Below are 26,327 nucleotides of genomic sequence, written 5' to 3'. Positions count from 1 at the left end.
CTCAATCCGGCACGTCCGATATACTTTTCATTAGCTCTGTGCCGCTGTGATCGCTGGGCTTTGCAAAGTGTTAGCGGTCGCGGGTCCACTCTCGGAACCATCGGGGGCGGAAGAGAAATGACAAGATTCCTGCGCGTGTTGCTCGCTGCGGGCATGGTCTGTGGCGTTTTCGCATCGGCTGGACGCAGCCTTGCCAAGCCCCTCGACATCGTGTTCGTCAATCCCGGCAAGACGGGCGAGGTCTATTGGGACATGGTCGCGCAGACCATGCAGGCTGCGGGCCGCAAGCTCGATGCGCGCGTCGAGGTGCTGACCAGCCAGCGGAATTACCGCACCATGCAGGAGCTTGGCCTCGGCGTGGTGGCGCGTCCCGACAAGCCCGATTTCCTCATCCTGTCGAACGAGGAGTCTGCCGCCGTTCCGATCCTGGAGGCGGCCGAGGCTGCGGGCGTCAAGACGCTGCTGCTTTCGAACACGCTGATCGGCGAGGATGCGGCGCGTCTTGGGCCGCCGCGCCAGAAGCTCAAGACCTGGCTCGGCGACATCACGACCGATCTTCGGACTGCGGGCGCGCGCATGGCCAACGCCCTGATCGCGGCGGCGCGTGCCGAGAAATGGCAGAGCTCCGACGGCAAGATCCACATTCTCGGCATCGGCGGCGACGAGATCACGCCCGCCTCGATCGCCCGCAACGCCGGCCTCAAGCTGGCCGTGGATGCCGCGCCTGACGTCGTGGTGGACCGGTTGCTGTTCGCCAATTGGACGCAGTCCGAGGCCGAGCGGGTCACGGCAAATTACCTCGGCTGGGCTTCTCGCAAGGAGATCCGGCCTGCCGGCATATGGGCGGGAAACGATCCGATGGCGCTCGGCGCACTGCGCGCGGTGACCGCTGCCGGCCTCGTGCCCGGCCGGAACATCCAGGTGGTGGGCCTCAACTGGTCAGATGAGGCGCTGCGCGAGGTCAAGGCGGGTCGCCTGCTTTTGACCGACGGCGGGCATTTCCTGCTCGGCGGCTGGTCGATTGTTCTCCTGCGCGACTATGCCGATGGCTGCGATTTCGCGGCCGTTTCCCCTCGTGTCGAGGTCAAGACATCCGCGATCACGCGCGACAATCTCGCTTCCGTCGGCGATCTCGTCAGGACGCGTGCGTTCGAGCGGATCGACTTTACGCGCTTCCAGGCCAAGCCCGGACGCTGCGGTCAATACGACTTCTCCCTTGATGCGCTCATCTCGTCGCTGCCGCTTCCGGAAGGCGCGGCGAACTGATGCGAAAGGATGAGGCGATGACCGATCCGGATTGCAGCGAGCAGGCGGGGACGCCGCGCTTGCGCTCGGTCGTCCACGCGATGATCTGGGCGACCGTGCCCGTCCTGCTGCTGGTGCAACTGCTCGCCTCCGCCGGCGTCGAGGCATCGAGCTTCTGGTCGCAGCTCAGGCAGATCGATGCCCGCATGGCCCGCCTCGCCGAGAGCCGGGCCGCGCTGATCGCCGAGCCGCTCTGGAAGATGCGCTACGATCAGGTCACGGGCGTACTCAACGAAATCCTGCACGACGAGACCATTGCGGCTGCGGCGGTCTATGACGATACCGGTGCCGCGATTGCCCGCGCGATCGCGCGGCCCGAAGGCCAGGCGGTCGCGGAGGTCTCGCGCCCGATCCACTACAGCAACGGCAACATGGCCGTTCAGGCCGGCCGCATCTCGATCGCCTATTCCCGTGCGACGCTTTACGCCGATGCGGGCAGCCGCCTGTTGCTGCTGCTGGTCGTCGGCCTGCTCGCAACGTTTGCGACCCTGATTGCCATGCGGATCTCCGCCAACATCTTCATCGGCAGGCCGCTGGCCGCCATGATGTCGGCGATCCAGCGCAGCAAGGATGACGGACGGGCCTATCCGGCGGACGTCACGTCATCGAACGAATTCGGTCAGCTCGCGCGGGCCTTCAACGCCATGCAGCACACGACGTCAGGCGCGCTGGACCGGCTCGGACACATGGCGACGCACGACCCGCTCACCGGACTGCCGAACCGGCGCTCGCTGACCGAGCGCCTGGCCGTGGCAAGCCGGAACGGAGGCTCGCCGGATACGCTGGTCGCGTTCTGCTTCATCGATCTCGACGACTTCAAGGGCATCAACGATACCTTCGGCCACGAGGCCGGCGACAAGTTCCTGGTTCAGATTTCGGAGCGTCTTCGCAACGAGGTCGAAGCGGAGGACTGGGTTGCGCGGCTCGGCGGCGACGAATTCGTCGTCATTCGTCCCGAGGTCAGCAACGAAGCGTCGGCGCACGCATTCGCGCAGCGGGTGCTGAACGCCATTTCCGAGCCGATCCGCCTCCACGACAAGCAGGTCGTGCCGCGTGCCAGCATCGGCCTTGCCGTGCGCCGCGCCGACGATCCGGAATTGTCGCATCTGCCGACGCTCGCCGACATCGCGCTCTATCATGCCAAGAGCAAAGCGCCCGGCACGGTCGCCGTGCTGGACGAGGCGCTTCAGCGTGACTATCGCCGCCGCAGGGATCTCGAGCTTGCCATTCCCGCCGGCTTCGCCGAGCGGCAGTTCGAGGTCTGGTACCAGAGCCAGGTCGATCTCCGAACTCATGAGATCGTCGGTCTGGAAGCGCTGATCCGCTGGCGCCATCCTGAACACGGCGTAATCGGCCCCGGCGAATTCTTGCCGCTGATCGAGCGCAGCGGCAACAATGCGCGGCTGACGCGCTACGTGCTGACCGATGCCTGCTGGGCCTTGCAGCGGTTGGCCGCTGCGGGCAAGCCGCAGATCCGGATCGCGATCAACTTGCCGCCGTCCGAGCTTGCCGACCATTCGCTCGCCGCCGAGCTGGGCGCGACCTGCGCCCGCTTCGATGTTTCGGCCTCGTCGCTCGAACTCGAGATCACCGAGGGATCGCTGATCAACAACATGGCCAGCGCCTCCGAAACGCTGCATCGCCTGCGGCGCCTGGGCGCCACGATCGCGCTCGACGATTTCGGCACCGGCTACAGCTCGCTCGCTCATCTCAGGCGCTTCCCGCTGGACAAGGTCAAGATCGACAAGGCCTTTGTCCGGGAAATTCCCGACAGCGCCGAAGACAAGGCCATCGTCGGGGTCATCGCTTCGCTCGCCGGCACGCTGGGGCTGACTCTGGTCGTCGAAGGCATCGAGCGCCCCGAGCAGGCCGAGGCCATGCGCGAGATGGGCGTCAGATTCGGACAGGGCTTCCTCTATCAGCGGCCGCAGCCGCTCGAAGCCGTGCTGCAATGGCTCGACAGGCAGGCGGCGGAGGCGAGCTGCGTCCTTGCCGAGAGCCCGTCGATCGCGCCGGAATTCGCGGCCTGAGCGCACGCGACTACGGCAGGGCCGCATTCCAGAGCATCGAGAGCCCGGCTGCGATCATGATCGCGTCCATCACCAGGCGGAACACGTCCGGCTTCAGATGCAGCACGAAGCGTTTCGCGATGAAGGCACCTGACATCAGCGAGGAGCCCGCGATCAGGCCCTTCATGAACACGTCGCCGGTCAGCGCGCCGAAGCGCTCGAAGGTGACCGATTTGGCGAAATAGAGGCCGAGCGAGGAGGCCGCTTCGGTGGCGAGGAAGGCGCCTTTGGACAGGCCGTAGAACAGGAACAGCGGCACGCTGAGCGGGCCGGTCGAGACCACGATTCCGGTGAGATAGCCGATGACTGCGCCGCCGATGAGCAGATGCCAGAGGCCGGCCTTGAGGTCATGCCGCGCCAGCCAGTGCCGCACCGGCACCATTGCGATCAGGAAGGTCCCGATGGCGAGATCGACGACGTGCGAGGGCAGTGCCAGCAATGTCCGCGCGCCGAGCGCGGCCGCCGGAATGCCCGTGATCGAATAGGCTGCGCAGGCTCGCCAGTCGACTTCGCGCCACCACGCCAGAATTCGCGAGAAATTTGCCATGACGGAGGCCACCGCCATGATCGGCACGGCCTCCTTCGGCCCGTAGGCATAGACAAGCACCGGCATCAGCATGATCGACGAGCCGGTGCCGACGATGCCTGAAACGGTACCGGCGACGAGGCCGACGCTGAGGACGAAGAGAAAGGCCAATACATTCTCCACGAATCGGGAGAGTTTAGCCCCCGGCAACAACTGGAGCGATCCATGCAGGCATCGGAACCTTCGCGCGGCGCATCGGCAATCGGGTTCGATGTTGCGGCGCGCCGTCCGAGTTGCAATGATCTGCGCAAACCGCGATCATGATGCCGTGACCCTCACATCCCTCAGAAGCAGCGTTCGCGACCTCTACGAGGGCGCAACGCCGAGCGGCGTGCGATTCCGCTATGCTTTGCTCGCCTTCGACATTGTGACGGTGCTGTTCATCATCGCGACCTCGTTCGTGCATCCCAGCGAGATCATCGAAACGCTCGATGTCCTGTTCGGCGTAACGCTGCTTGCGGACTTCTCGGCGCGGCTCCTGGTCGATCGGCATCCGCTTCGCAAGTTCACCCAGCTCGCAACGTGGGCCGACATGGTTGCAATCGTATCCTTCCTGGCTCCGCTTGCCGGCGAGGCGGCCGGCTTCCTCCGGATCCTGCGGACGTTGGGGCTGCTTCGGGACTACCAGATGCTGGTGAGGTTGCGCATCGATTCTCCATTCTTTCGGCGCAACGAAGACGTCGTCTTCGCCGTCACGAACCTGGCCGTTTTCATATTCGTCATGACCGGGCTCGTTTACGAGACTCAGAAGTTTCGGAACGATCAGATCCGGAACTACGCCGATGCTCTGTATTTCACCGTCACGGCACTGACGACGACCGGTTTCGGGGACATTACCCTGCCGGGCACGATCGGTCGCTTGATCTCCGTCGTGATCATGATTTTCGGTGTCACGCTGTTCTTCAATCTTGCCCGCGCGCTCCTCAGTCCCAGCAAGGTGCGATTTCCGTGTCCGACTTGCGGGCTGCAGAGGCACGATGCCGACGCCGTGCATTGCAAGGCCTGTGGCACCATTCTCAACATTCCAGACGAAGGAGCGGTCTGAAGAGCGCTCGCTGCCGGCAACATAGGTCATGGCTTCAATGGTGACATTATGCCAGTGTTTTGCCCGACGGATCAACTCTTCTTCGGGATATCCGTAAGTCATTGGCCGGACTGGGTCGGCTACTGTGCATGGGGTTGTTTTGCACGTTTTGTCAGGCGGGCCGCTGCGGACGGCCTCTCGGCCGGCTAGGGCCGCGGTGGATCGCGGGAGCTTTTAGGGAGTCAGCGCAACACCACCCAGGCCGGCGCGTGATCGCTCGCGCCGTCCTCGCCGCGGATCTTCTTGTCGACGCCGGCCTTGGCGAGGCGCTGAGCGAGGGCAGGGCTCAGCAGGAGATGGTCCAGCCGCAGCCCCGCATCGCGCGGCCAGCGGTTCCGCTTGTAGTCCCAGAACGTGTAGATGCGCTTGCCCGGGTGCAGCTCGCGGATGGCGTCGCACCAGCCTTGCTCGACCAGCGAGGCGAACGCCGCGCGGCTCTTCGGCTGGATCAGGGCATCCATGTCCCATGACCGCGTCGGATAGATGTCGATCTCGGTTGGCGCGACGTTGTAGTCGCCGGCGAGCACGACCGGCAGGTCCTGCTTGATCAAGCTCTTGGCGTGGCGCTTGAGGCGCGCGAACCAGTCCAGCTTGTAGTCGAATTTCGGCCCCGGCTGCGGATTGCCGTTGGGCAAATAGATGCTGGTGACGATGACCCCGCGCACGGCGGCCTCGATGTAGCGGGCTTCGTGATCCGAGGGCCTTCCCGGCAATCGGTCGCGCGTCAGCACGGGCTCGGCGTTGCGAGCGAGGATGGCGACGCCGTTCCATGTCTTTTGTCCGCGCCACACCGCGCCGTAGCCGGCTTTTTCGATCGGCGCCGCCGGAAATTCGCCATCACTTGCCTTCAACTCCTGAAGTGCGACGACGTCGGGCTTCGCGATACGCATCCATGCCAACAGATTGGGCAGGCGGCGATTGATGTTGTTGATGTTGAATGTCGCGATCTTCATGTAGAGCTACCGGCTCCTGCCTTCCGCCACCGGAGTTACAATGTCCAAGTCGAGCTTTGTTGCCATCGCACTCGCCCTCGCGTTTTCCGGAGGCGCATCTGCACAATCGTCCGATCAGCGCGGCGCGTGCAAGGCGGATTATGATAAGTTCTGCGCCGGCATCGCACCGGGCGGCGGCATCGTCGCATGCCTGAACGGCAAACGCGACCAGCTCAGTGCGCCCTGCAAGGCGGCGCTGGACAGCCGGAAGAAGAAGTAAGCCGCTCGAGGGTCGTCACACGGATCAGCTGGGTAGCGACTGCGGAGCGGCCGGCTGCTCTCCCGTCACTGCAGCGAGCCTCACCAGCGGCTCCTCCACATTGCCGCCCTTGTAGATGCGGGCGTAGCGGCGGCCGAGGCTGGTCAGCACCTCATAGCCGATCGTGCCGAAATGATGTGCGAGCTCGTCGACGGTGATTCCCTCACCGAGCAGCGTCACCATATGGCCGCGCCGCACTGCGTTCGGCGGCAGGTCGGTGATGTCGATGGCGATCAGGTCCATTGAAATTCGGCCCGCCACGGGGCAGCGCTTGCCGGCGACGATGACCTCGGCGCCGCGGGTGCCATCGTTCGAGCTGGCCGCGCGGAAATAGCCATCGGCATAGCCGACCGCGATGATCGCAAGCTTGGTCGGCCGCCTTGCGGTCCAGGTGCCGCCATAGCCGACCGTCTCGCCGCGCTCGATGGTGCGGATCTGCACGATGCGCGCCTTGAGGTCGACGACCTGCTGCATCGGATTGTCGGCTTCCGGCGTCGGGTTGACGCCGTAGAGCGCGGCGCCAGGCCGCACCATGTCGAACTGGAACGGCGCGCCGAGGAAGATGCCGGAGGAATTGGCGAGCGCCGCCGGCACGCCCGAGAATTCGCTGGCGATGGCGCGGAAGGCCGCAAGCTGTCGTGCATTGACCGGGCTGTTGAGCTGCTCGGCCGCAACCAGATGGCTCATCACCAGCGTGATGCCGTGGTCGCCGGCGTTGATGCGGGGGATGATGGCCTGCGCTTCCGACAGCGTCAGCCCGAGCCGGTTCATGCCGGTGTCGATGTGGATTGCGGCGCCTCCGTTCCAGCCGGTGCGACGGCAGAATACGTCCCATTCGGCAAGCTCGTTGAGATCGCCGATCACGGGACGGCAGTTGATCTTCGCATAGTGTTCGCCGGTGTTCTGGAAATACCCGCCCAGCACGTAGATCGTGGGCTCCGGAACCGCCGCGCGCACCTTGCGCGCTTCCTCGATGGTGGCGACGAAGAAGGTCTTGCAGCCCGCTTGGCTGAGGGCGCGCGACACCTGCTCGGCCCCGCAGCCATAGGCGTCGGCCTTGATCACCGCCGCGCATTCGGCCGGCACCGCGGTCTTCTCGAGCTTGCGCCAATTGGCGATGATTGCGTCGAGATCGACGGTCAGCACGCCACCATAGGCCGCGAGCGCAGCGGCTTGATTGGCCTCTGCGGAGAGAGGCCCGGATTGCGGGTTCGTTTTCGGGTCGGACGCCATTGTCATGGCGCCGTTTTACGCAAGAGGCCAGCGCGGTTCAACCCGCGGAACTCTGAGCACGACGAGATTAATAGTCGGTGCGATCCGGCAATTGGCCGTCATGCGCGAGATCGCCGAAGCGCGTGACCGATGCATCGAAGTGCAGCTCCACCGTGCCGGTGGGGCCGTGTCGCTGCTTGCCGATGATGACTTCGGCGCGGCCCACCGTGCGCTCCATGTCGGCCTGCCATTTGGCGTGCTCCTCGGTGCCGGGGCGCGGCTCCTTCATGGCGAGGTAGTATTCCTCGCGGAACACGAACAGCACGACGTCGGCGTCCTGCTCGATCGAGCCGGATTCGCGCAGGTCCGAGAGTTGCGGGCGCTTGTCGTCGCGCGATTCCACCTGACGCGACAGCTGGGACAGCGCAATCACGGGGACGTTGAGCTCTTTGGCGAGCGCCTTCAGGCTGGTCGTGATCTCCGTGATCTCCTGCACGCGGCTGTCGCTGGCGCGCTTGCCCGAGCCCGAGAGCAGCTGGATGTAGTCGATCACCAGAAGGTCGAGGCCCTTCTGGCGCTTGAGCCGGCGCGCGCGCGCCATCAGCTGCGCGATCGAAAGGCCGCCGGTCGCGTCTACGTAGAACGGCAGCGATTGCAGCTCGATCGAGACCTGGCGGATCTTCTCGAAATCGGCTTCCGAGATGCCGCCGCGGCGGATGTGGGAGGAGGGGATCCCGGTGCGCTCGGCGACGATACGCGTGGCGAGCTGGTCGGCCGACATTTCGCACGAGAAGAAGCCGATCACGCCGCCATTGGCGGCCTTCATGGTGCCGTCGGCCTGCAATTCTGGAACGTAGGCTTGCGCGACATTGTAGGCGATGTTGGTGGCAAGTGACGTCTTGCCCATGCCGGGACGCCCGGCGACGATGATGAGGTCGGAGGCCTGCAGGCCGCCCATCTTGGTGTCGAGGTCGCGCAGGCCCGTCGAGATGCCCGACAGCTTGCCGTCGCGCTGGAATGCCTTCGCCGCAAGATCGACTGCGACCGTCAGCGCCTGCGAGAACTTCTGGAAGCCGCCGTCATAGCGGCCGGACTCGGCAAGTTCGTAGAGCTTGCGTTCGGCGTCCTCGATCTGCGCCCGCGGCTGGAAGTCAACGGGGGCGTCATAGGCGACATTGACCATGTCCTCGCCGATGCCGATCAGGTCACGCCTGAGCGACAGGTCATAGACGGTGCGGCCATAGTCCTGGGCGTTGATGATGGTGGTGGCTTCGGCGGCGAGCCGGGCCAGATACTGCCCGATGGTCATGCCGCCGACGTCGGTATCGGCGGGCAGGAACGTCTTCAGCGTGACGGGCGTCGCGATCTTGCCCATCCGGATCAGGCTGCCGGCGGTCTCGAAGATTGTCTGGTGCAGCGGCTCGAAGAAGTGCTTCGGCTCCAGGAAATCGGAGACGCGGTAGAAGGCGTCGTTGTTGACCAGGATCGCGCCCAGAAGGCTCTGTTCCGCCTCAATATTGTGCGGCGCGCTCCGATAGGTCGGAGTTCCGGCATCGGGCGCGAGTTTGAGAACGTTCGAATCAGTCAGGGCCATGGTCGGACGTAGTTAGCAATTTTCTTGGGCGGATGCGGGGCCGGGATAAAGCGCCGACGCAGGCGAAAGCGGAAGCGAAAGCTGACTGCTATCAACCGCTCAGTGAAAATGGTGGATGACTGGCAGTCCCGGCACGCGCCGTGCTTGACGGACTTTCGTGGAACTCGCCGGTCTCGGAAGCTGCGGTGGGCCGCGGAAAAATCCTGAAACCCATGAACCCTGTAGACGGGCGCGCAGACCTATCAGAAGCGCGTGAAACGAGGCCCGCTGGCCGCGTTCGGCTCCAGCTCAGACCAGGAGGAGGTAGACGAGCGCAACCACGGCAGCCCCGACGCCGGTGACGATCAGGGCGAAATCGGTGCGGAGGTCGTCCTGCACATCGAAGGAGGATCGGGTCTCTTTGCTCATGGCGACGGTCTAAGCCAAGCCCGACCCGATTTATGTGAAGCAGATCACATCTCCCCGGATTCTTTCGGGGATTATGCCGGAACCGGCAGGCGGGCCGGAGGTTGTCCCAATCCCGCCGGAACGAACACGAGGCGAGCGATGCGGCCAGAACGGCAGCACCAGAACTGGCGAAGCGAGGCAGGCAGCCGGCATTGGCTGTCCGGGTTGATCGCGGCCATGAAGCAAGCAGAACGCCCCGAGGTGCGTCGTCAGCCGGTCGCCCCCGAAATCCTGTTGGAGTTGCGGGCGCAGCTGGCGTTAACGGCCTCTTTGCGGTCCTCTCGGATTTCGACCATTGGCGCCTTCAACAAGGGGCCTGGGCCTATTCACCAGCGAGCTTGAGCCTGGGCTGGGTCGCGCCTTCGCGCGCCCGCAGCAGTGCTTCCTCCCGGGGGAGGTACTCGCGGGTCATCGGCACCACGCCCTGACGGCGTGTCAGCTGAATCTGGAAGTTCATCATCGCTTGCTTGCGGAACGTCATCTCGCAGGCCGCCAGATAGAACTCCCACATCAGGGCAAAGCGTTCGTCGTAGAGCTGCACGGCCTCTTCGCGCCGGGCGATGAAGCGCTCTCGCCAGGCCTTCAGCGTCTCGGCATAGTGCAGGCGCAAGATCTCGATGTCGGTGACCAGCAGGCCCGCGCGCTCGATCGCCGGCAGCACCTCCGAGAGGGCGGGAATGTAGCCGCCGGGAAAGATGTATTTGGCGATCCAGGGATTGGTCGAATCCGGACCCTGCGAACGGCCGATCGCGTGCAGCAGCATGATGCCGTCCTCGTCCAGCAGTTCGGCGCAGCGCTGGAAATAGGCATCATAGAACCTTGCCCCGACGTGTTCCAGCATTCCCACCGAGACGATACGGTCGAACGTACCGTCGATGTCGCGATAGTCCTGGAGCAGGAATCGGGCCGAGCCGCTCAGGCCCTTCTCAGCCGCGCGAGCATTGGCTACCTGCAATTGCTCGGTCGACAGCGTTACCCCGGTCACGTCGGCGCCCGCGATCTCGGCGAGATAGAGGCCGAGACCTCCCCAGCCGGAGCCGATGTCGAGCACGCGCTGGCCGTCCCTGATGAGAAGCTTCGCTGCAATGTGCCGCTTCTTGGCAAGCTGCGCGTCGTCCAGTGACATCTCGGGCGTTTCGAAATAGGCGCAGCTATATTGCTTGTCGGCGTCGAGAAAGAGCGAATAGAGCCGGCCGTCGAGATCGTAGTGATGAGCAACGTTGTGGCGGGCGCGGGCGCGGGGATTGAACTGCTTGAGGTGCCGCGTCAGGTAGCGCAGGTGCCACCACGGTTTTGCCCACTGCGGCAATAGGTCGGGTTGATCGAGCAGGATGGCGAGGGCATCTGCTATCGTGCCGCGCTCGACGACGAACTCGCCGTCCATATAGGCCTCGCCGAGCCCGAGCTCTGGATTGACGAGGACCTTCCGCTCGGCGTCCGCGGTGACGAAGCGGACCGCGACCGGCTCGCCAGAGCCGTCGCCGACGGTGAACTTCGATCCGCTTGCGCAGGTCACCGTCATCGACCCGCGGCGGATGAATTGAGACAGGAATTTACGCAACAAACGGTCCATCGACATTTCCTCTCGAGCGAACCCGAAAGATGCGACTAACCCGGCTTTCACATCCCACGCCCAGGCGCCGCAGCGGTTCCTATGCGTTTGCATGCAAATCTAGCGAGGCGGTTGGGGCCGCGCCATTGCGCGGTATTCAAAGCCGATATTCGAAAATGCCTCGATCACATCCTCGCGCGGGGGAAGCCTGCTTCCATTCGCGGCTCAATCGGTTAAAAGGTGACCGCGCCGCGCCATTTGCCGGCTGCGTTTTGCGGAATTCATTGGAGATCATGGGATGTCGAGCCGAGCGCTCAGCCTCGCGACGGTATTGCTTCTGATCGGCTTCGCAGTGGCCGATTCCGTTCTAGCGCAGCCGACGAATCTCGAAGCCGGCAAGACCCCCTCCCAGCTTTTCGCTCAGACCTGCAATGTCTGCCACAAGAGCCCACGCGGACTTCTGAAGTCTGTGGCGCCGGGCTCGCTGCCGGGCTTCCTGCGTCAGCATTACACGACGAGCTCGGACATGGCGGGCGTCCTTGCGACCTATCTGATCTCCAACGGCGCCACCGACACCCGCTACCAGGCCAAGGACGGCAAGAAGGACGGCGCCGCTGCGGGTCAGTCGCCTGAGCATCAGGGCCGCCGCCAGCGCTCGCAGGAGGCCAGGCCGGAGGGCGAGGGTGCCGCTCCGGCCGGTGATGGCCCGCGACCGAAGCGCGCTGCACGGCCACCGGCAGAGGATGGCTCGCAGCCGGAGGGACAGGAAGCGCCCGAGGCACGTAAGGGCAAGCGGCGGGTTAAGCCGGGCACCCAAGATGCTCCGAAGGCCGATGCCGCCGCGCCGGCGACCGAGGACAAGAAGAGCGAGCCGAAGCCAGAGACCGTCAAGCCCGACGGCGCCAAAGTCGAGCCCGACAGCGGCAAGGCTGCCGAGAAGCCAGCGGAGACCAAGCCGGAGAGCCCGAGAGTCGAGCCGCGCGGCAGCGAGCCTCCGGCTTTGCGATCCGAGCCGGCCCCGCAAGTGACGCCGGCTGCACCTGCCGCAGCGAAGCCCGCCGAACCGGCGATACCCAAGCCGGCGGATGAGGCTGCTTCCAAGCCGGCTGCACCTGCGGCAAGCTCCGAACCTGCGGCCAAGCCGGCGCAGGCGGAGCCCGCGGCTCCTGCCGCCCCGCCCGCGGCGCCGGCTGCGTCATCCGGTCCGCCGGCACCGCCGATTTCGCGCTAAGTTCTCTGGATTGACATGTGGAGGCCGCTTGATCGCGGCCTCCATATTGTCTTGACCGCCATTAGAGTACTGCTCTAGAGTTGAACTCTAGGAGGCGTCGATGCGGACGAGTGTGCGTGACGATCTTTTGGCAGCCGGACTGATGGTGTTCGACCGCGTCGGCTTCGAGGCAGCGACCGTGGCCGCTATCCGCACCCGTGCGCGCGCCTCCAATGGCAGCTTCTTTCACGCGTTCGGCTCGAAGAAGGAGCTCGCCGGTGCGCTGCTTCTGGAAGTCTTGCGGCACTATCATGCCGCGATGCTGGCCGCGCTCGATCCCATTCCCGATGCTGAGCAGGGTATCGATCGCCTGATCCGGGCGCACCTTGACTGGGTCGTCACCAGCCGGCGCGAAGCTCGGTACCTCTTCGAGATTTCGCGTGGCGAATGGGCCGACGACGTGCGCGACGCCCAGCGCGCACAGAATGCGCGACTTGCCGAGGGGATCGAGCGCTGGCGTGCGCCGTTGGTCGCGAGGGGGGAACTCCTGCCGATGCCGCCGATGATGTTCATAAGCCAGCTGATTGGCCCGGCGCAGATCTTCTGCCGCGCCTTCCTCTCGGGACGCGACCGCACTGATCCGCGCAACGGGGTCGACACGCTGATCGCCTGCGCCAACCGTGCGCTCCGGCCATTCGACCGCATCATCAAGCAATGAGGAGAGACTGCATGCGAGCCGAAGCTGATCCGGAATTCGCGCATATTTCCGAGCGCATCCACGCCAATGTCGGCCGGCAGGGCTTCATGAACCTGGTCGGCGCGGAGCTATCAGAATTGTCACGCGGGACCTGCACGATCGCAGTGGAGCGGCGGCCGGAGCTGCTGCAGCAGCACGGCTTCTTCCATGGCGGCGTTACGGCCTTCCTGGTCGATAACGCCACGACGATCGCTGCGGCCACTTCGCGCGGCCAGCCGGCGCTGACGGCTGAATACAAGCTCAATTTGTTGTCGCCGGCAGTCGGCGAAAAGCTGATCTGCCGTGCCCGGGTGATCAAGCCGGGCCGTCAGGTCGCGGTGGTGGCGGCCGATGTGTTCTGCGTCAAGGATGGTGTCGAGAAGCATACGGCCACCGCGCTGGCATCCATCGCGATGCTGAACGAGGACGTTGCCGGCAAAACGAAAAGCCCGGCCGCCTGAGGCAGCCGGGCTGATCCATTCTCTGTTGTCATTGCCGGGCCTGACCCGGCAATCCATCTTCTTGGGCGGACGCTCGCGTGATGGATGCGCGGGTCAACCCCGCGCATGACGAGTTCTACGTGCCGCTTACTTCTCGTCCGCGGCCGGCGCCGGCTCGACTTCGTCCTGCTGGGCCTCCGGATCGAAGAACTCGCCGGCAGCGGCAATCGCTTCGGCCGCTGCGTCGCGGTCCTCGTTGCGGGTCGAGATGTCCTCGCCGCGGTTGATGCGCTCGGCCTCGTCCTGGCTGCGGGCGACCGTCACGGTGATCTCGACCTCGACCTCGGGGTGAACCGCAACCGTGACCGTGTGCTTGCCGATGGTCTTGATCGGCGCGTCGAGCTGCACCTGCGGGCGGTCGAGGTGGACGCCGTCGGTTTCGAACGCCATGACGATGTCGCGCACGGTGACCGAGCCGAACAGCTGGCCGGCTTCGGATGCCTGGCGGATCACGATGATGTTCTTGCCTTCGATCTTCTCGGCGACCTTGGACGCCTCGCCTTTGGCCTTGAGGTTGCGGGCTTCGAGCTCGGCCTTCATGCCGTCATACTTGGCCCGGTTATCGGCGGTGGCGCGCAGCGCCTTACCGCGCTTGAGCAGGAAATTGCGCGCGTAGCCGTCGCGAACCTTCACGACTTCGCCCATCTGGCCCAGCTTGTTGACGCGTTCCAGCAAAATGACTTCCATATCCGTTCTCCTTTTGAAGTGTTCTGTAGGTTGAGTTTCGGGGTGACTTAAGGGGTCGGCAGGGGTGGCGGCTGCCGGCTGCGCAGGAAGCGCTCGCGGAAGCCGAAGACGGAATCGGCAAGGCCGAGGATCACCACCGCGATCATGGGCCATCCGAACACGACGACGACGGCGTAGGCCGAGCTGAGCCAGAACGTGCGGCCCTTCAACGCAAGCGTCAGCGTATGCAGCACGGCAAAGCCGGTCAGCGCGTAAGCCATCAGCAGCGCGGCCGTGGCGATCTGCGCGACGATGGCGAGCAGCCCGCCGGTGAAGGAAAAGGCGAGCGCGATGCAGAGCGCCACCAGCGTCATCGGCGGCAGCTCGGCCGCCATCAGATCGGGCCAGGGACGGCGCAGCCGGCCCGACGTCGCGGTTACCTTGGCACTGAGCCAGAGGTTGAGAGTTAGCGTCATCATCGCGACAATGGTGGCGGCGGCTGGGGCGATGCGCACCAGCGCGTCCACCAACTGGCTGGCCTCGCCCGAGGTTTGCGGATCGGTGGTGCGGAGGAGGCGCATCAGGCCGCGCCGCAGCGTGCCGATGATGGTTTCGGCGTCGGTGCCGAGCGTGAGCAAGGCAGCCATCGTCGTCAGCGTGGCGAAGCCTGCGATCCAGAGCAGGATGCGGCCAACCGGGTACCACTCGATCTCGACCTTCGCCTCCGTCGGCGGCCCGGCGGTTGTGCCCTCCGGCGCGGCACTTCCCAACTGCCGGCCGAGCAGGACGAGATGGCCGAGCCACCAGGCCGGCAACGCGACGGTAACGGCGAAGGCGATGCAGTAGGGGAGGCCGAACAGCGCGCCGAGGCCGATCGCGGCGGCAATGCCGCCGAGGCTGGCACAGAGCGGCCCCCAGCCAATGGCGGCGACCATGAGCGGCAGCGGCGCGAGGTAGAACAGGGCGAGCGAGATCAGCGCGCCCGACGCTATCGAGGCGAACATCAGGGCCGACGCCGCGCCGGCGATCAGGGCTATCAGTGCAAACGCCATCATCAGCTGTCCCGCTCCCTTCGAGCGGTTAGAGGCATCGTTCGCCCCAACCATCGGCGACCGGACGACCCGGAAGCCTTATGAGTTCAGAAAGTGACGACCGGCGGCCGAGCGGCCGCCGGTCGGATCGGCTTGTATCAGCGAATGACGTAGGGCAGCAGGCCCAGGAAGCGCGCGCGCTTGATGGCGCGGGCGAGTTCACGCTGCTTCTTCGCGGACACGGCAGTGATGCGGCTCGGCACGATCTTGCCGCGCTCGGACACGTAACGCATCAGCAGTTTGGAGTCCTTGTAGTCGATCTTAGGCGCATTGGCGCCCGTGAACGGGCAGCTCTTGCGACGACGGAAAAACGGGCGACGTGCACCAGCTTCAGCCATTGGTCTTACTCCCCATCCGTGGTTTCAGCTTCGTCGCGCGGACGGCGCGGACCGCGATCGCCGCGGAAGCCGCCCTCGCGGTCGCCCCGGAAGCCGCCTTCGCGCTCGCCGCGGAAGCCGCCGCCACGGTCATCACGTTCCCGATCGCGATCGGCCTTGCGCATCATGGCCGACGGGCCTTCCTCGAGCTCCTCGACGCGGACGCTGAGATAACGGATCACGTCTTCGCTGATGCGCTCCTGGCGCTCGATTTCGGCGATCGCCGCGGACGGCGCGTCGATGTTGAGCAGCACGAAGTGCGCCTTGCGGTTCTTGTTCATGCGGTAGGTGAGGGACCGCACGCCCCAATTCTCGGTCTTGGTGACCTTGCCGCCGAGACCCTCGACAATACCGGTCATCTGCGCAGTCAGCTCTTCGACCTGCTGCGGGCTCGCGTCCTGACGCGCGAGAAAGACATGCTCGTAAAGAGGCATGGACGTCCTTTCCTCATGTTGGCGCATCACCCGGCGTCAAGCCCTTAAGAGACCTTCGGAAAGGACTCTGGGATCAAGCTCAGAAGGCGGAAACACGGGACGACGGGCCGACTGGCCCTGCCACACCAAAATCACGAATGATTTGCTGAGACCGTCCGTTCAGCTCCCGGCCGGGGTCTGCGGATGCGCGCCTTATACGGATTTTGGCCGGCTTTGCAAGGTTGGGCGGGCATTTTCGGCCCGCTCGTCGCTCAACACCGGACCTTCCTTCATGCGGATCGGCGCTTGACCTGTTTGTTTGTATATCATACAAATAATGCAGCAAAGAGAATTTCATGGCGGAAACCTCGGCCCAGGAGCCGCTCCAGGCGGCGGGTGATCCTAAGCATACCGCGCGCGCGACGCGCTCGGCCGGGCGCAAGATGCGATCGCTGCTCTTGGATGCGGCGAGCCCGCTGTTTCGCGAGCGGGGGTTGTCGGGGACGGCGATCACCGATATCGCCACCGCCGCGAACGCCTTCCCTAGCCAGATCACCTATTATTTCCGCACCAAGGAGGCGCTGTTCGTCGAATGCGCCTGCCGCGAATTGCTGTACCTGGCGCGCGCCACAGAGCGGACGGCGCTGCAGGCGTGCTCGCCCCAGGAATACACACGCACGCTGGCGGAGACCGTGACGGCGAGCGATTCGGTCGCCTTCTTCGCGGAAGCATTGACACTGACGCGTCGGCGCCAGGATCTCGCACCCCTGGTCGAGCGTACCATCGAGCGCCTGCACGGCGAAGGCGCGCGCGCCTATGCGAGCCAGGTCGCACGGCACGGTTGGCGCTCGCTCCGGGCGCCCGACGAAAGTTCGCGGAGATTCTGGGCCGTCGCCATCGGCGTCATTCTCGAGGGTTACGCGATGGGCCGTTCGCCCGAGCAGCTTTGTGCCGAGATGTTGCGCGTGCTCGGAGAGCAGGCGAAATCCGCGAACGACACGGGGCGCCTGCGTCTCGTCGAGGAGCCTGATGCATCAAGCAATTCGAACGGAGAGGGTTAGGCCATGACCGCGCTTCGCATGCGTGCCCGGGATTTCCTGACCGATGATCAACTGGCCGACGTGCGCCAGCGCGTCACCTGGAAGGGCGTCGCACTCATTGCGCACGCCTGGGCGCTGATCATTGGTGCGATCGCTCTGGTTGCGTGGTGGCCCAATCCGATCACCTACATCGTCGCCGTCGCCATCATCGGCTCGCGCCAGCTTGGCCTTGCGATCCTGATGCATGACGGTGCGCATGGCTGCCTGTCCGCCGACGAAAAGACCAATCTGGCGCTGAGCCAGTGGTTCTGCGCATATCCGCTGTTTGCGGAGACGCGCAGCTACCGGCGCTATCACCTGCAGCATCATGCGCGCACGCAGCAGGAGGACGATCCCGACCTCGTGCTGTCGGCGCCGTTTCCCATCACCAAGATCAGCTACCGCCGCAAGTTCATTCGCGACATCACCGGCCAGACCGGTTATCAGCAGCGCAAGGCGCAATTGCTCAACGCGCTTGGGCCGAAAGACTGGCCCTGGCGCCAGCGTGCGGCGCATTTCTGGGAGAAGCTTGGCCCGCAATGTGTGGTCAATGCGATCATGCTTGTGGCGCTCGCCGCGGCGGGCGTCTGGTGGGCCTATCCACTGCTCTGGCTGGTGCCGCTCCTGACCTGGATGATGGTCATCACCCGGATCCGCAATATCGCAGAGCATGCCGTTGTTCCCGACAGCAGCGACCCGTTGCGCAACACCCGCACGACGCATGCCAATTTTCTTGAGCGCCTGTTCATCGCGCCCTACTACGTGAACTACCACCTCGAGCATCATCTCTTGTTCTACGTGCCTTGCTACAATCTGCCGAAGGTGCATCGTCTGCTGAGTGCGAGCCGGTACGCAGGTCGTATGGAAGTCCAGCCGAACTACGCCGCGGTGCTGCGGCTGGCGACGGCAAAGCCGAACCGCGAAGATCGGCCCGGGCAACTTGTCAGCAGTGCGCGCCGCGCACAGGCCGGGGCAGAGGTCGACGCCAACCAGACCGCCGGCGGGTTTTGAGCGGGCGCATTCCCCCGTTGAACGAGGGGCCAAGCTCCCGTCTCGGCTTGACAGTGCGGCCCCGGACGGTGTCTACGGCCCCCTCTGGAGCATGATCCGGAACCATGGTCCGAGGCCGTGCGTAATCGGCTGCTGGTTCTCGCAGGGATCATGCCTGACAAGCAGGGAGCGCCGATGACGGCTGCATTCACATTTCCGGGGCAGGGTTCCCAGGCGGTCGGCATGGGCAAGGCCCTGGCCGACGCCTTCCCGGTCGCGCGCGCCGTGTTCGACGAGGTCGATGCCGCGCTCGGGGAGAAACTGACGGCTGTCATCTGGGACGGTCCGGCTGAAACTCTCCAGCTGACTGAGAACGCCCAGCCGGCGCTGATGGCGGTATCCATCGCCACCCTCCGCGTGCTCGAGGCTGAGGCTGGTTTTTCCGTGGGACGAGACGCAGCCTTCGTCGCCGGCCACTCGCTCGGCGAGTATTCGGCGCTGACCGCGGCCGGCAGCCTGACGGTTTCGGATACCGCCCGGTTGCTTCGCACGCGCGGTCTCGCAATGCAAAAGGCCGTCCCGGTCGGTGCCGGAGCCATGGCCGCGCTGCTCGGTCTCGACTACGAGGCCGCCATGGAGGTCGCAGGCGAGGCGGCGCAAGGGCAGGTCTGCCAGGCCGCCAACGACAATGGCGGCGGGCAGGTGGTCGTCTCCGGCGACAAGACAGCGGTCGATCGCGCCGTCGAGATTGCCAAAGCCAAGGGCGCCAAGCGCGCGATGCTGCTGCCCGTCTCCGCACCGTTCCATTGCAAGCTGATGCAGCCCGCTGCGGACGCCATGGCAGAGGCGCTGTCGAAGGTCGCGATCAAGGCACCGGCCGCGCCGCTGGTGTCCAACGTGCTGGCGAGCGCCATCAACGATCCCGACGAGATCCGGCGTCGTCTGGTCGAGCAGGTCACCGGCACGGTGCGCTGGCGCGAGTCGGTTGCCTATATGGCAGGGCGGGGCGTCACCCATTTCTTCGAGATCGGCGCGGGCAAGGTGCTGACCGGTCTCGTCAAGCGTATTGCCGACGGCGCCGTTGGCGTTGCGGTCGGTGGCCCCAACGACATTGCCGCCGCCAAGGATGCATTGGCCGCTGCGAAGCAGGCCTAGAGGAGTTGTATCGATGTTCGACCTGACTGGCCGAAAGGCGCTCGTTACCGGCGCGACCGGCGGCATCGGCGGCGCAATCGCACAGGCGCTCCACGCGCAAGGCGCCACCGTGGCGATATCAGGAACGCGGAAGGAAGTGCTGGACGAGCTTGCCGGCAAGCTCGGCGAACGCGCGCATGTGCTGCCCTGTAATCTTTCCAAGGCCGATGAGGTCGAGGCGCTGGTGCCGGCTGCGGAAGCGGCAATGGGCCAGGTCGACATTCTGATCGCCAATGCCGGCATCACGCGCGACAATCTCTTCGTGCAACTCCGTGACGAGGACTGGGACGAAGTCATCAACGTCAATCTGACTGCGACCTTCCGCCTGGCGCGCGCTGCGACCAAGCTGATGATGCGCAAGCGCTTCGGTCGCATTATTGCGATCACCTCGGTGGTCGGCGTCACCGGTAATCCCGGGCAGGGCAATTACACCGCGTCGAAGGCGGGGTTGATCGGTATGATCAAGACCTTGGGTGCCGAATACGCCAAGCGTGGCGTCACCGCGAACTGCATCGCGCCGGGCTTCATCAAGACGCCGATGACGGATGCGCTCAACGACAAGCAGCGTGAAACGATTCTGACCAAGGTTCCGGCCGCCCGCCTGGGGACGCCCGAGGACATCGCGGCGGCCGCCGTCTACCTGAGTTCGAACGAGGCGTCCTATGTCACCGGCCAAACCATCCACGTCAACGGCGGCATGGCCATGATCTGATGCTTCGTGCCGTCTCGCGCGTCGGGGCGGGGCGGGATGCGGCAAACGGCCGTTTCCGGAGCGAAATGAGGCTTGTAGTCAAGGCAATTGAAGTATGATAACCGGACCATCAACGGATGGGCAAAGAACGCCATTGCAGGTTTTTGAAACCCTGTATATTGGCGATGCGGAGCCTTTGGCCGTCGTTCGCCCGGGCCTGCATCGGTTGGGATGGGCCAATCAAAGTTCGTAAGCGAAGGCAGTCAAACGACCACGACGGCTCGTATCGTCCCGGGGGGTCGGGTCTACAGGGAACAACACGAGGTTAAGCAATGAGTGACATTGGCGAGCGGGTTAAGAAGATCGTGGTCGAACACCTTGGTGTTGAACCCGAGAAGGTTGTCGACAACGCGAGCTTCATCGACGACCTCGGCGCCGACAGTCTGGACACCGTCGAGCTAGTGATGGCGTTCGAAGAGGAATTCGGTTGCGAGATTCCGGACGACGCCGCGGAAACGATTCTCACCGTCGGCGACGCCACGAAATTTCTCGAGAAGAACGCGAAGAGCTAAGGCTCTTTCATTTCGCGGGGAAGAACATTGAAACCGGACGGGCCGCTTCGCAGCGGTCAGCCGGTTTCTTGTTATTGGCCGTGAATCTTTCGATGCGGAGTTTTCGGATATGAGGCGGGTCGTCGTCACAGGTCTCGGCATGGTTTCGCCACTCGGCTGTGGCGTCGAGCCGACCTGGAAACGCATCCTCAACGGCGAAAGCGGTGCGCGCAGGATCGAGAGCTTCGACGTCTCCGATCTGCAGACCAAGATCGCCTGCACGGTGGTGCGCGGCGACGGGACCAACGACAGCTTCAATCCCGACAAGTGGATGGAGCCGAAGGACCAGCGCAAGGTCGACGACTTCATCATCTTCGGCATGGCCGCGGCCGGCCAGGCGCTCGACGATGCCAACTGGCATCCGGAGACTGAAGAGGACAAATGCGCGACCGGCACGATGATCGGGTCCGGCATCGGCGGTCTCAACGGTATCGCCGAGACCGCGATCCTGCTCAAGGAACGCGGGCCGCGCCGGGTCTCGCCGTTCTTCATTCCGGGCCGCCTCATCAATCTCGCCTCCGGCTATGTCTCGATCGCGCATGGGCTGAAGGGGCCGAATCATTCGGTGGTCACGGCCTGCTCGACCGGGGCGCACGCGGTCGGCGATGCCGCTCGCCTGATCGCGCTTGGCGATGCCGATGTGATGGTTGCTGGCGGCGCCGAGTCGCCGATCAGCCGCATCGGCATTGCCGGCTTCAACGCCGCGCGCGCGCTGTCGACAGGTTTCAACGAGACGCCCGAGAAGGCCTCGCGCCCCTATGACAAGGACCGTGACGGCTTCGTGATGGGTGAGGGCGCGGGCGTCCTGGTACTCGAGGAACTCGATCATGCCAGGCGCCGCGGCGCGAGGATCTACGCCGAGGTGATCGGCTACGGCCTCTCCGGCGATGCCTATCATATCACCTCGCCATCGCCCGACGGCGATGGCGGCTTCCGCAGCATGTCGGCAGCACTCAAGCGCGCCGGACTCACGGCCTCCGATCTCGACTACATCAACGCGCACGGCACCTCGACGCCGCTCGGCGACGAGATCGAGCTCGGCGCGGTCGAGCGTCTGCTCGGCAACGCCGCATCGAAAGTTGCGATGTCCTCGACCAAGTCGTCGACAGGTCATCTCCTCGGTGCGGCCGGTGCTATCGAAGCGATCTTCGCGATTCTCGCGATTCGCGATAATGTCGTGCCGCCGACGATCAATCTCGACAATCCCTCGGTCGAGACTGCGATTGATCTCGTGCCGCACAAGGCGAAGCAACGTGAGGTCAATGTCGCATTATCGAACTCTTTTGGTTTTGGCGGTACCAATGCGTCGGTCATCGTCCGGCGCTTGGCAAGTTAGTTGCGTTTGAGACGAATCCACCGTTTTGCCGTATTCGGCGATAGTCATGGACGTGGGCGCGTGCATTTTGGCAGGGCAAGCGGGTTTGTCAGGCCGCGATTGAACCGGCAGGATTCAGGTTGTTTCGATGAGTGAAAGGCCGCCCATTTCGCCCCGGAGCCCGCGGGCAGCGCTCGAGCCTGAGCAGCTTCCGCCGCCGCCCAAGCGGTCGGACCGCGCACGCAATCCGCTCGTGGTCGTCGGCAACGCCATCATCACCCTTCTCTTGATCGCCATGCTCGGTGCCGGCGGCGTCTATTATTACGGCCGGCAGGTGTTGGAAGCCCCCGGGCCGCTGCAAGAGGACAAGATCGTCAACATCCCGCAGCGTGCCGGCAAGCGTGACATTGCCGAGACGCTGAACCGGGAAGGCGTGACCGACGTCAATCCCTGGGTGTTCATCGCGAGCGTCGCCGCGCTGAAGGCGAGCTCGGACCTTAAGCCGGGTGAATATTCCTTCCAGAAGAACGCCTCGCTGCGCGACGTCATCGCAACCATTGTCGAAGGCAAGGTGGTGCAGCATGCGGTTACGATCCCCGAAGGCCTGACCTCCGAGCAGATCGTGGCGCGTCTGTCCGACAACGAGATCTTCACCGGCAGCGTGCGCGAGCTGCCGCGCGAAGGCACGCTGCTGCCGGAGACCTACAAATTCCCGCGCGGCACCACGCGCGAGCAGGTGATCCAGCGCATGCAGCAGGCGCACAAGCGCGTGCTGGCCGAGATCTGGGAACGCCGCAATCAGGACATTCCGATCAAGACGCCGGAGCAATTGGTGACGCTGGCCTCGATCGTCGAGAAGGAGACCGGCAAGCCGGATGAGCGCAGCCGGGTCGCCGCGGTGTTCGTCAATCGCCTGAAGCAGAGGATCAAGCTGCAGTCGGATCCGACCATCATCTACGGTCTCGTCGGAGGCAAGGGCACCCTGGGCCGGCCGATCAAGCGCAGCGAGATCACGCAGCCTTCGCCTTACAACACCTACGTGATCGAGGGCCTGCCGCCGGGTCCGATCTCCAACCCAGGCCGCGCTTCGCTCGAGGCCGCCGCCAACCCGGCCCGCACCCGGGACCTCTATTTCGTCGCGGACGGCACCGGCGGGCATGCGTTCACCGAGACCTACGATGCGCACCAGAAGAACGTTGCGAAGCTGCGCGCAATAGAGAAGCAGATCCAGAACGACACGGTCGAACCGGCCGAGGAGGCGCAGCCGCCGGCCGCTGCCGCGCCGGGCGGCGCCGCCGATGCGCCGACGGCGACAACGCCGGCGCGACCCAACCAGCAGAAGAGGCCGCCGGCGGCGCGCCCGGCCAATCCTGCACCGGCTCGGCAGGGCGCGGTGCAGTCCTCGCCACCCGTGGTGCAGCGCTAGGTCTGCGGCCCCTTACCTGCGGACATTGCGGATTCCACTTTCCGGCAAAATAGTCTTAAGATTCGCGTGCCTTGATGGCCTCGCGAATCCCGTGTTCCTGGAGAATCTGAACTGATGGCGCTGTCGTCCATGACCGGCTTTGCCCGAAGCCACGGTGCGAGCGGGCCGTACACGTTCGAATGGGAATTGAAGTCGGTCAATGCCAAGGGCTTTGACCTCAGGGTACGGCTGCCGCAGGGCTTCGACGAACTCGAGGCCCACGCCAAGAAGCGCGCCGGCGAGCTGCTCTCGCGCGGAACCGTCTATGCCAATCTCAACGTCAAGCGCACCAACGCCGCCGCCAGCGTGCGCGTCAACGAGGACGTGCTCAACGCCGTCCTGAAGGCCGCCGCGCTGATCGCCGGAAAGGTCGACGCCGTCGCACCGAGCATCGACGGGTTGCTCGCCATCAAGGGTGTGGTCGAAGTTGCCGAGCCCGAGGGCGATGAGGAAGAGGACAGGGCCGCGCGTGCCGCTGCGGCCGACGCCTTCGACAAGGCGCTCGTCGAGCTCGTCGAGATGCGCAAGCGCGAGGGTACCTCGCTCGGGCAGATCCTGACCCAGCGCGTCGACGAGATCGAGCAGCTGGCGAAGAAAGCGGAAGGTTCGCCCGGCCGAAAGCCGGAGGCGATCAAGGCCAGGCTCGCCGAGCAGATTGCCGCACTGCTCGACACTTCCGATCGTTTCGATTCCGACCGCCTGATGCAGGAGGCGATCCTGATCGCCACCAAGGCCGACATCCGCGAGGAGCTCGACCGCATCGCTTCGCATATCGCGCAGGCGCGCGAGCTGATCGGCAGGGGCGGCCCGATCGGCCGCAAGCTCGACTTCCTGGCGCAGGAGTTTCACCGCGAGGTCAACACCTGCTGCTCGAAGTCGAACGACATCGAGCTCACCAACACGGGACTCGCATTGAAGAATGTTGTCGAGCAGTTCCGCGAGCAGGTCCAGAATCTGGAGTGATCGATGACGACGGGCGGTCACGGAATTGACGGTGTCGAGCGGCGCGGATTGATGTTCGTGCTGTCCTCGCCCTCGGGCGCGGGCAAGACGACGCTGTCGCGGATGTTGCTCGAGCGGGAGCCCGGCCTGAAGATGTCGGTGTCGGCGACCACGCGCGAAAAGCGGCCCGGAGAGGTCGAGGGGCGTGACTATTTCTTCGTCGACAAGCGCAAGTTCGAGATGATGGTGGAGCAGGGCGAACTGCTCGAATGGGCCATCGTGTTTGACAATCTCTACGGGACGCCGCGTGCACCAGTGGAAGCGGCGCTGGCGGCTGGGCAGGACGTGCTGTTCGACATCGACTGGCAAGGCACACAGCAACTGCATCAGAAAGCGAGCGTCGACGTCGTTCGCGTCTTTATCCTACCGCCTTCGGCGGCCGACCTCGAGAAGCGCCTGCATTCGCGGGCGCAGGATTCCGACGAGGTGATCCGCAAGCGCATGAGCCGCGCCAGCCACGAGATGAGCCACTGGGCCGAGTACGACTACATCGTGATCAATCACGACGTCGACCAGGCCTTTGCCGAGGTGCAGTCGATCCTGAAGGCCGAACGCCTCAAGCGCGAGCGGCGGATCGGCCTCGTAGGCTTCGTTCGAAGTTTGCAAGGTCAGCTTCAAGGTTAGGTCGCGACAGGCGCGGCCCTTCCTTCGCCAGCTGTTCCAGCATCGTCGTGATCACGTCGATGTCGACGGCCTCGGCGCCGCGAGCTGTCGGCGCCTCATTGCGATTCTCGCCTCTCTCATTTGCGGCGAGCTTGGGGGAAGCAGCCCCGATCTCGAATTCGCGTTCGAGCCGCTTGACCTCGATCTCCTCGCTTCTCGTCTGCTCCGGCTCTGCGGTCGGGGCGGCAGCATGGCGCTTGCGCGCGTCGACAAGCGCGATCTCGCGGCTGATCGCGGCGAGCTTTGTCGCCTGCTTTGCCGCTCGCGGACGTGCCGCATCGAAGTCGACGGGGCGCGGTGGCAGCGTGTTCGCCGAAGCCGCATCGCGCCAGGGCGCGCGGCTGGCGTCCTGATCCTGCGGCTCCCAATCGTCCCAATAGGCGTGACGGTCAGTGGACTGCAGACGGACGCGCGCCCCGGCCAAGCGGTAGATGACGCTGGCGAGGATTCCGGCGAGCGCAAGCGCGCCGCCGATCACGAGCAGCAGCATCTGGAGCGAGCCGTTCGACTTGTCCGCGGCGATGTCCGCCGCAGCGGGCGCACTGAGGGGCAGGGATTTTGACGGCTTTGCGCTCGGCTGCGCAGCTGCCGCGACCACGGTTGGTGCCGGCGGCGGCGCGGGCGGAGCGGGCGCCGTGGACACATCGGGCCAGGGCGTGGTGGCGGCGGGCTGCTGGGCGTTGCCGTCAGCGGCCTGCTCCGTCGATTGTTGGACCGGCATTATGGCGGCAGGCTGCGGAGGTGCGTTCGGCGCCTTCGAGGCGGCGCCGCTCCGCGGGGTCAGATATTCGGCCCGGGCGTCCTGCACCGCTTGCTGCTGCTGCTGCGGCTGCTGCTGCGCGACTGGCGCATCCGTCGTCGCATTATCGCTCGCGACCTGCGCGGTCTGCACGGTCCTCGCGCTGTCCTTGTCGCCCGCAGCGCGCAGATACCAACATTTCCGCTTGGTCGTGCGCTCCAGGCGGTAGTACCAGTGCTGCCCCTGAGGCGCAGCGTCCTTCGGCGCGGCGAGACAGTCGGGGGCCGCGTTGGCCATGCTCGAAGCAGTTGGCGCATTCTGCGACACCGCGGCTAATGGCGCGCCCGCAACGATGCTGGCGACGAGGGTAGAAATCAACTTTGCGGCGCGGTTGCCCATCCTGGTCTCCCGGTTACGCATGACGCAACTCTCAACCAGCCCCTTCTGGTCAAAGAGTTGGGTGGCAATGAGCCGCAAATCCGGAG

At 64.9% G+C, this 26,327-nt stretch carries 26 protein-coding genes; 16 read left to right on the top strand and 10 right to left on the bottom strand.

The window, feature by feature from the left end; all coding sequences use genetic code 11:
- Positions 1 to 117: 117 nt before the first annotated feature.
- Together K408_RS0108300 and K408_RS0108295 are read left to right on the top strand one after the other, a co-directional pair.
- Complete coding sequence (locus K408_RS0108300; RefSeq protein ID WP_029673992.1) at positions 118 to 1,266, top strand: ABC transporter substrate-binding protein; 1,149 nt, start codon at positions 118 to 120, stop codon at positions 1,264 to 1,266.
- Entirely contained in the window at positions 1,266 to 3,335 is a 2,070-nt protein-coding gene (locus K408_RS0108295; protein WP_024338142.1) for a putative bifunctional diguanylate cyclase/phosphodiesterase, read from the top strand. Before K408_RS0108300 ends, K408_RS0108295 begins: the two co-directional genes overlap by 1 nt.
- A 10-nt stretch (positions 3,336 to 3,345) precedes the next feature.
- On the opposite strand, the gene K408_RS0108290 is transcribed toward K408_RS0108295, so the two are convergent.
- The gene (locus K408_RS0108290; protein WP_024338141.1) at positions 3,346 to 4,071 is read right to left on the bottom strand and encodes a sulfite exporter TauE/SafE family protein; all 726 of its coding nucleotides are present in this window, start codon (positions 4,069 to 4,071) and stop codon (positions 3,346 to 3,348) included.
- Positions 4,072 to 4,198: 127 nt separating this feature from the next.
- On the opposite strand from K408_RS0108290, the gene K408_RS0108285 reads away from it, so the two are divergent.
- On the top strand, positions 4,199 to 5,005 hold the full coding sequence (locus K408_RS0108285; protein ID WP_422867487.1) for a potassium channel family protein: 807 nt from the start codon (positions 4,199 to 4,201) through the stop codon (positions 5,003 to 5,005).
- A gap of 221 nt (positions 5,006 to 5,226) precedes the next feature.
- Here K408_RS0108285 and K408_RS0108280 read toward each other — a convergent pair whose 3' ends face one another.
- A complete protein-coding gene (locus tag K408_RS0108280; RefSeq protein WP_024338139.1) occupies positions 5,227 to 5,997 on the bottom strand; it encodes an exodeoxyribonuclease III in 771 nt (256 codons plus the stop codon).
- Between the two features lie 40 nt (positions 5,998 to 6,037).
- On the opposite strand from K408_RS0108280, the gene K408_RS0108275 reads away from it, so the two are divergent.
- Positions 6,038 to 6,256, top strand: coding sequence for a hypothetical protein (locus K408_RS0108275; protein ID WP_024338138.1), 219 nt, complete (start codon positions 6,038 to 6,040; stop codon positions 6,254 to 6,256).
- A 24-nt stretch (positions 6,257 to 6,280) separates the two neighbouring features.
- On the opposite strand, the gene alr is transcribed toward K408_RS0108275, so the two are convergent.
- The 3 genes from alr to K408_RS0108255 form a co-directional block, all read right to left on the bottom strand.
- A complete protein-coding gene (gene alr / locus K408_RS0108270) occupies positions 6,281 to 7,528 on the bottom strand; it encodes an alanine racemase (protein WP_024338137.1) in 1,248 nt (415 codons plus the stop codon).
- A gap of 67 nt (positions 7,529 to 7,595) precedes the next feature.
- Entirely contained in the window at positions 7,596 to 9,101 is a 1,506-nt protein-coding gene (locus K408_RS0108265) for a replicative DNA helicase (protein ID WP_024338136.1), read from the bottom strand.
- 769 nt (positions 9,102 to 9,870) lie between these two features.
- The gene (locus tag K408_RS0108255) at positions 9,871 to 11,121 is read right to left on the bottom strand and encodes a cyclopropane fatty acid synthase (protein WP_024338134.1); all 1,251 of its coding nucleotides are present in this window, start codon (positions 11,119 to 11,121) and stop codon (positions 9,871 to 9,873) included.
- 277 nt (positions 11,122 to 11,398) lie between these two features.
- On the opposite strand from K408_RS0108255, the gene K408_RS0108250 reads away from it, so the two are divergent.
- The 3 genes from K408_RS0108250 to K408_RS0108240 all read left to right on the top strand — a co-directional run bounded on the left by K408_RS0108250 (position 11,399) and on the right by K408_RS0108240 (position 13,507).
- Entirely contained in the window at positions 11,399 to 12,331 is a 933-nt protein-coding gene (locus K408_RS0108250; RefSeq protein ID WP_024338133.1) for a hypothetical protein, read from the top strand.
- Positions 12,332 to 12,431: 100 nt separating this feature from the next.
- A complete protein-coding gene (locus K408_RS0108245; RefSeq protein ID WP_024338132.1) occupies positions 12,432 to 13,028 on the top strand; it encodes a TetR/AcrR family transcriptional regulator in 597 nt (198 codons plus the stop codon).
- An 11-nt stretch (positions 13,029 to 13,039) separates the two neighbouring features.
- Positions 13,040 to 13,507: a PaaI family thioesterase gene (locus K408_RS0108240; RefSeq protein ID WP_024338131.1), complete on the top strand. Its 468-nt coding sequence runs from the start codon at positions 13,040 to 13,042 to the stop codon at positions 13,505 to 13,507.
- A gap of 126 nt (positions 13,508 to 13,633) precedes the next feature.
- On the opposite strand, the gene rplI is transcribed toward K408_RS0108240, so the two are convergent.
- The 4 genes from rplI to rpsF form a co-directional block, all read right to left on the bottom strand.
- Complete coding sequence (gene rplI / locus K408_RS0108235) at positions 13,634 to 14,233, bottom strand: 50S ribosomal protein L9 (RefSeq protein WP_024338130.1); 600 nt, start codon at positions 14,231 to 14,233, stop codon at positions 13,634 to 13,636.
- Positions 14,234 to 14,280: 47 nt separating this feature from the next.
- Entirely contained in the window at positions 14,281 to 15,267 is a 987-nt protein-coding gene (locus tag K408_RS0108230) for a DUF2232 domain-containing protein (RefSeq protein ID WP_024338129.1), read from the bottom strand.
- A 134-nt stretch (positions 15,268 to 15,401) separates the two neighbouring features.
- Positions 15,402 to 15,641: a 30S ribosomal protein S18 gene (rpsR, locus tag K408_RS0108225; protein ID WP_007592020.1), complete on the bottom strand. Its 240-nt coding sequence runs from the start codon at positions 15,639 to 15,641 to the stop codon at positions 15,402 to 15,404.
- A 5-nt stretch (positions 15,642 to 15,646) separates the two neighbouring features.
- Positions 15,647 to 16,114 carry a 30S ribosomal protein S6 gene (gene rpsF / locus K408_RS0108220; RefSeq protein WP_024338128.1) on the bottom strand — a complete coding sequence of 156 codons (468 nt, stop codon included), beginning with the start codon at positions 16,112 to 16,114 and terminating at the stop codon, positions 15,647 to 15,649.
- Positions 16,115 to 16,449: 335 nt separating this feature from the next.
- Here rpsF and K408_RS0108215 point away from each other — a divergent pair, with 335 nt between their 5' ends.
- The 9 genes from K408_RS0108215 to gmk all read left to right on the top strand — a co-directional run bounded on the left by K408_RS0108215 (position 16,450) and on the right by gmk (position 25,064).
- Positions 16,450 to 17,154, top strand: coding sequence for a TetR/AcrR family transcriptional regulator C-terminal domain-containing protein (locus K408_RS0108215; RefSeq protein ID WP_024338127.1), 705 nt, complete (start codon positions 16,450 to 16,452; stop codon positions 17,152 to 17,154).
- A 3-nt stretch (positions 17,155 to 17,157) separates the two neighbouring features.
- Complete coding sequence (locus tag K408_RS0108210) at positions 17,158 to 18,183, top strand: fatty acid desaturase family protein (RefSeq protein ID WP_024338126.1); 1,026 nt, start codon at positions 17,158 to 17,160, stop codon at positions 18,181 to 18,183.
- Positions 18,184 to 18,357: 174 nt separating this feature from the next.
- Positions 18,358 to 19,317, top strand: coding sequence for an ACP S-malonyltransferase (gene fabD, locus K408_RS0108205; RefSeq protein ID WP_024338125.1), 960 nt, complete (start codon positions 18,358 to 18,360; stop codon positions 19,315 to 19,317).
- 13 nt (positions 19,318 to 19,330) lie between these two features.
- The gene (fabG, locus tag K408_RS0108200; RefSeq protein ID WP_024338124.1) at positions 19,331 to 20,068 is read left to right on the top strand and encodes a 3-oxoacyl-[acyl-carrier-protein] reductase; all 738 of its coding nucleotides are present in this window, start codon (positions 19,331 to 19,333) and stop codon (positions 20,066 to 20,068) included.
- 311 nt (positions 20,069 to 20,379) lie between these two features.
- Complete coding sequence (locus K408_RS0108195) at positions 20,380 to 20,619, top strand: acyl carrier protein (RefSeq protein WP_008551805.1); 240 nt, start codon at positions 20,380 to 20,382, stop codon at positions 20,617 to 20,619.
- A 109-nt stretch (positions 20,620 to 20,728) separates the two neighbouring features.
- Positions 20,729 to 21,994 carry a beta-ketoacyl-ACP synthase II gene (fabF, locus tag K408_RS0108190; protein WP_024338123.1) on the top strand — a complete coding sequence of 422 codons (1,266 nt, stop codon included), beginning with the start codon at positions 20,729 to 20,731 and terminating at the stop codon, positions 21,992 to 21,994.
- A 127-nt stretch (positions 21,995 to 22,121) separates the two neighbouring features.
- A complete protein-coding gene (mltG, locus tag K408_RS0108185) occupies positions 22,122 to 23,399 on the top strand; it encodes an endolytic transglycosylase MltG (protein ID WP_024338122.1) in 1,278 nt (425 codons plus the stop codon).
- A 114-nt stretch (positions 23,400 to 23,513) separates the two neighbouring features.
- On the top strand, positions 23,514 to 24,401 hold the full coding sequence (locus K408_RS0108180; protein ID WP_024338121.1) for a YicC/YloC family endoribonuclease: 888 nt from the start codon (positions 23,514 to 23,516) through the stop codon (positions 24,399 to 24,401).
- Positions 24,402 to 24,404: 3 nt separating this feature from the next.
- Positions 24,405 to 25,064, top strand: coding sequence for a guanylate kinase (gene gmk / locus K408_RS0108175; protein ID WP_024338120.1), 660 nt, complete (start codon positions 24,405 to 24,407; stop codon positions 25,062 to 25,064).
- Here the strand turns inward: gmk and K408_RS0108170 are convergent.
- On the bottom strand, positions 24,997 to 26,262 hold the full coding sequence (locus K408_RS0108170; RefSeq protein WP_155248325.1) for a hypothetical protein: 1,266 nt from the start codon (positions 26,260 to 26,262) through the stop codon (positions 24,997 to 24,999). The genes gmk and K408_RS0108170 overlap by 68 nt on opposite strands.
- Positions 26,263 to 26,327 lie beyond the last annotated feature (65 nt).

The organism is Bradyrhizobium sp. in8p8, from assembly GCF_000426845.1.
Classification (GTDB): Bacteria; Pseudomonadota; Alphaproteobacteria; order Rhizobiales; family Xanthobacteraceae; genus Bradyrhizobium; species Bradyrhizobium japonicum_C.
This window is presented reverse-complemented; position numbering and strand designations above follow the sequence as displayed.

Bases quoted from the DNA above. Each gene is read 5' to 3' on its own strand.
- rpsF (WP_024338128.1), bottom strand. From the start codon at position 16,114: ATGCCTCTTTACGAGCATGTCTTTCTCGCGCGTCAGGACGCGAGCCCG.
- mltG (WP_024338122.1), top strand. From the start codon at position 22,122: ATGAGTGAAAGGCCGCCCATTTCGCCCCGGAGCCCGCGGGCAGCGCTC.
- gmk (WP_024338120.1), top strand. From the start codon at position 24,405: ATGACGACGGGCGGTCACGGAATTGACGGTGTCGAGCGGCGCGGATTG.
- K408_RS0108285 (WP_422867487.1), top strand. From the start codon at position 4,199: ATGATCTGCGCAAACCGCGATCATGATGCCGTGACCCTCACATCCCTC.
- K408_RS0108245 (WP_024338132.1), top strand. From the start codon at position 12,432: ATGCGGACGAGTGTGCGTGACGATCTTTTGGCAGCCGGACTGATGGTG.
- K408_RS0108295 (WP_024338142.1), top strand. From the start codon at position 1,266: ATGCGAAAGGATGAGGCGATGACCGATCCGGATTGCAGCGAGCAGGCG.
- K408_RS0108180 (WP_024338121.1), top strand. From the start codon at position 23,514: ATGGCGCTGTCGTCCATGACCGGCTTTGCCCGAAGCCACGGTGCGAGC.
- K408_RS0108300 (WP_029673992.1), top strand. From the start codon at position 118: ATGACAAGATTCCTGCGCGTGTTGCTCGCTGCGGGCATGGTCTGTGGC.
- K408_RS0108195 (WP_008551805.1), top strand. From the start codon at position 20,380: ATGAGTGACATTGGCGAGCGGGTTAAGAAGATCGTGGTCGAACACCTT.
- K408_RS0108265 (WP_024338136.1), bottom strand. From the start codon at position 9,101: ATGGCCCTGACTGATTCGAACGTTCTCAAACTCGCGCCCGATGCCGGA.
- K408_RS0108170 (WP_155248325.1), bottom strand. From the start codon at position 26,262: ATGCGTAACCGGGAGACCAGGATGGGCAACCGCGCCGCAAAGTTGATT.
- fabG (WP_024338124.1), top strand. From the start codon at position 19,331: ATGTTCGACCTGACTGGCCGAAAGGCGCTCGTTACCGGCGCGACCGGC.
- fabF (WP_024338123.1), top strand. From the start codon at position 20,729: ATGAGGCGGGTCGTCGTCACAGGTCTCGGCATGGTTTCGCCACTCGGC.
- alr (WP_024338137.1), bottom strand. From the start codon at position 7,528: ATGGCGTCCGACCCGAAAACGAACCCGCAATCCGGGCCTCTCTCCGCA.
- fabD (WP_024338125.1), top strand. From the start codon at position 18,358: ATGACGGCTGCATTCACATTTCCGGGGCAGGGTTCCCAGGCGGTCGGC.
- K408_RS0108240 (WP_024338131.1), top strand. From the start codon at position 13,040: ATGCGAGCCGAAGCTGATCCGGAATTCGCGCATATTTCCGAGCGCATC.
- K408_RS0108215 (WP_024338127.1), top strand. From the start codon at position 16,450: ATGGCGGAAACCTCGGCCCAGGAGCCGCTCCAGGCGGCGGGTGATCCT.
- rpsR (WP_007592020.1), bottom strand. From the start codon at position 15,641: ATGGCTGAAGCTGGTGCACGTCGCCCGTTTTTCCGTCGTCGCAAGAGC.
- K408_RS0108255 (WP_024338134.1), bottom strand. From the start codon at position 11,121: ATGGACCGTTTGTTGCGTAAATTCCTGTCTCAATTCATCCGCCGCGGG.
- K408_RS0108230 (WP_024338129.1), bottom strand. From the start codon at position 15,267: ATGATGGCGTTTGCACTGATAGCCCTGATCGCCGGCGCGGCGTCGGCC.
- K408_RS0108280 (WP_024338139.1), bottom strand. From the start codon at position 5,997: ATGAAGATCGCGACATTCAACATCAACAACATCAATCGCCGCCTGCCC.
- K408_RS0108250 (WP_024338133.1), top strand. From the start codon at position 11,399: ATGTCGAGCCGAGCGCTCAGCCTCGCGACGGTATTGCTTCTGATCGGC.
- K408_RS0108275 (WP_024338138.1), top strand. From the start codon at position 6,038: ATGTCCAAGTCGAGCTTTGTTGCCATCGCACTCGCCCTCGCGTTTTCC.
- rplI (WP_024338130.1), bottom strand. From the start codon at position 14,233: ATGGAAGTCATTTTGCTGGAACGCGTCAACAAGCTGGGCCAGATGGGC.
- K408_RS0108210 (WP_024338126.1), top strand. From the start codon at position 17,158: ATGACCGCGCTTCGCATGCGTGCCCGGGATTTCCTGACCGATGATCAA.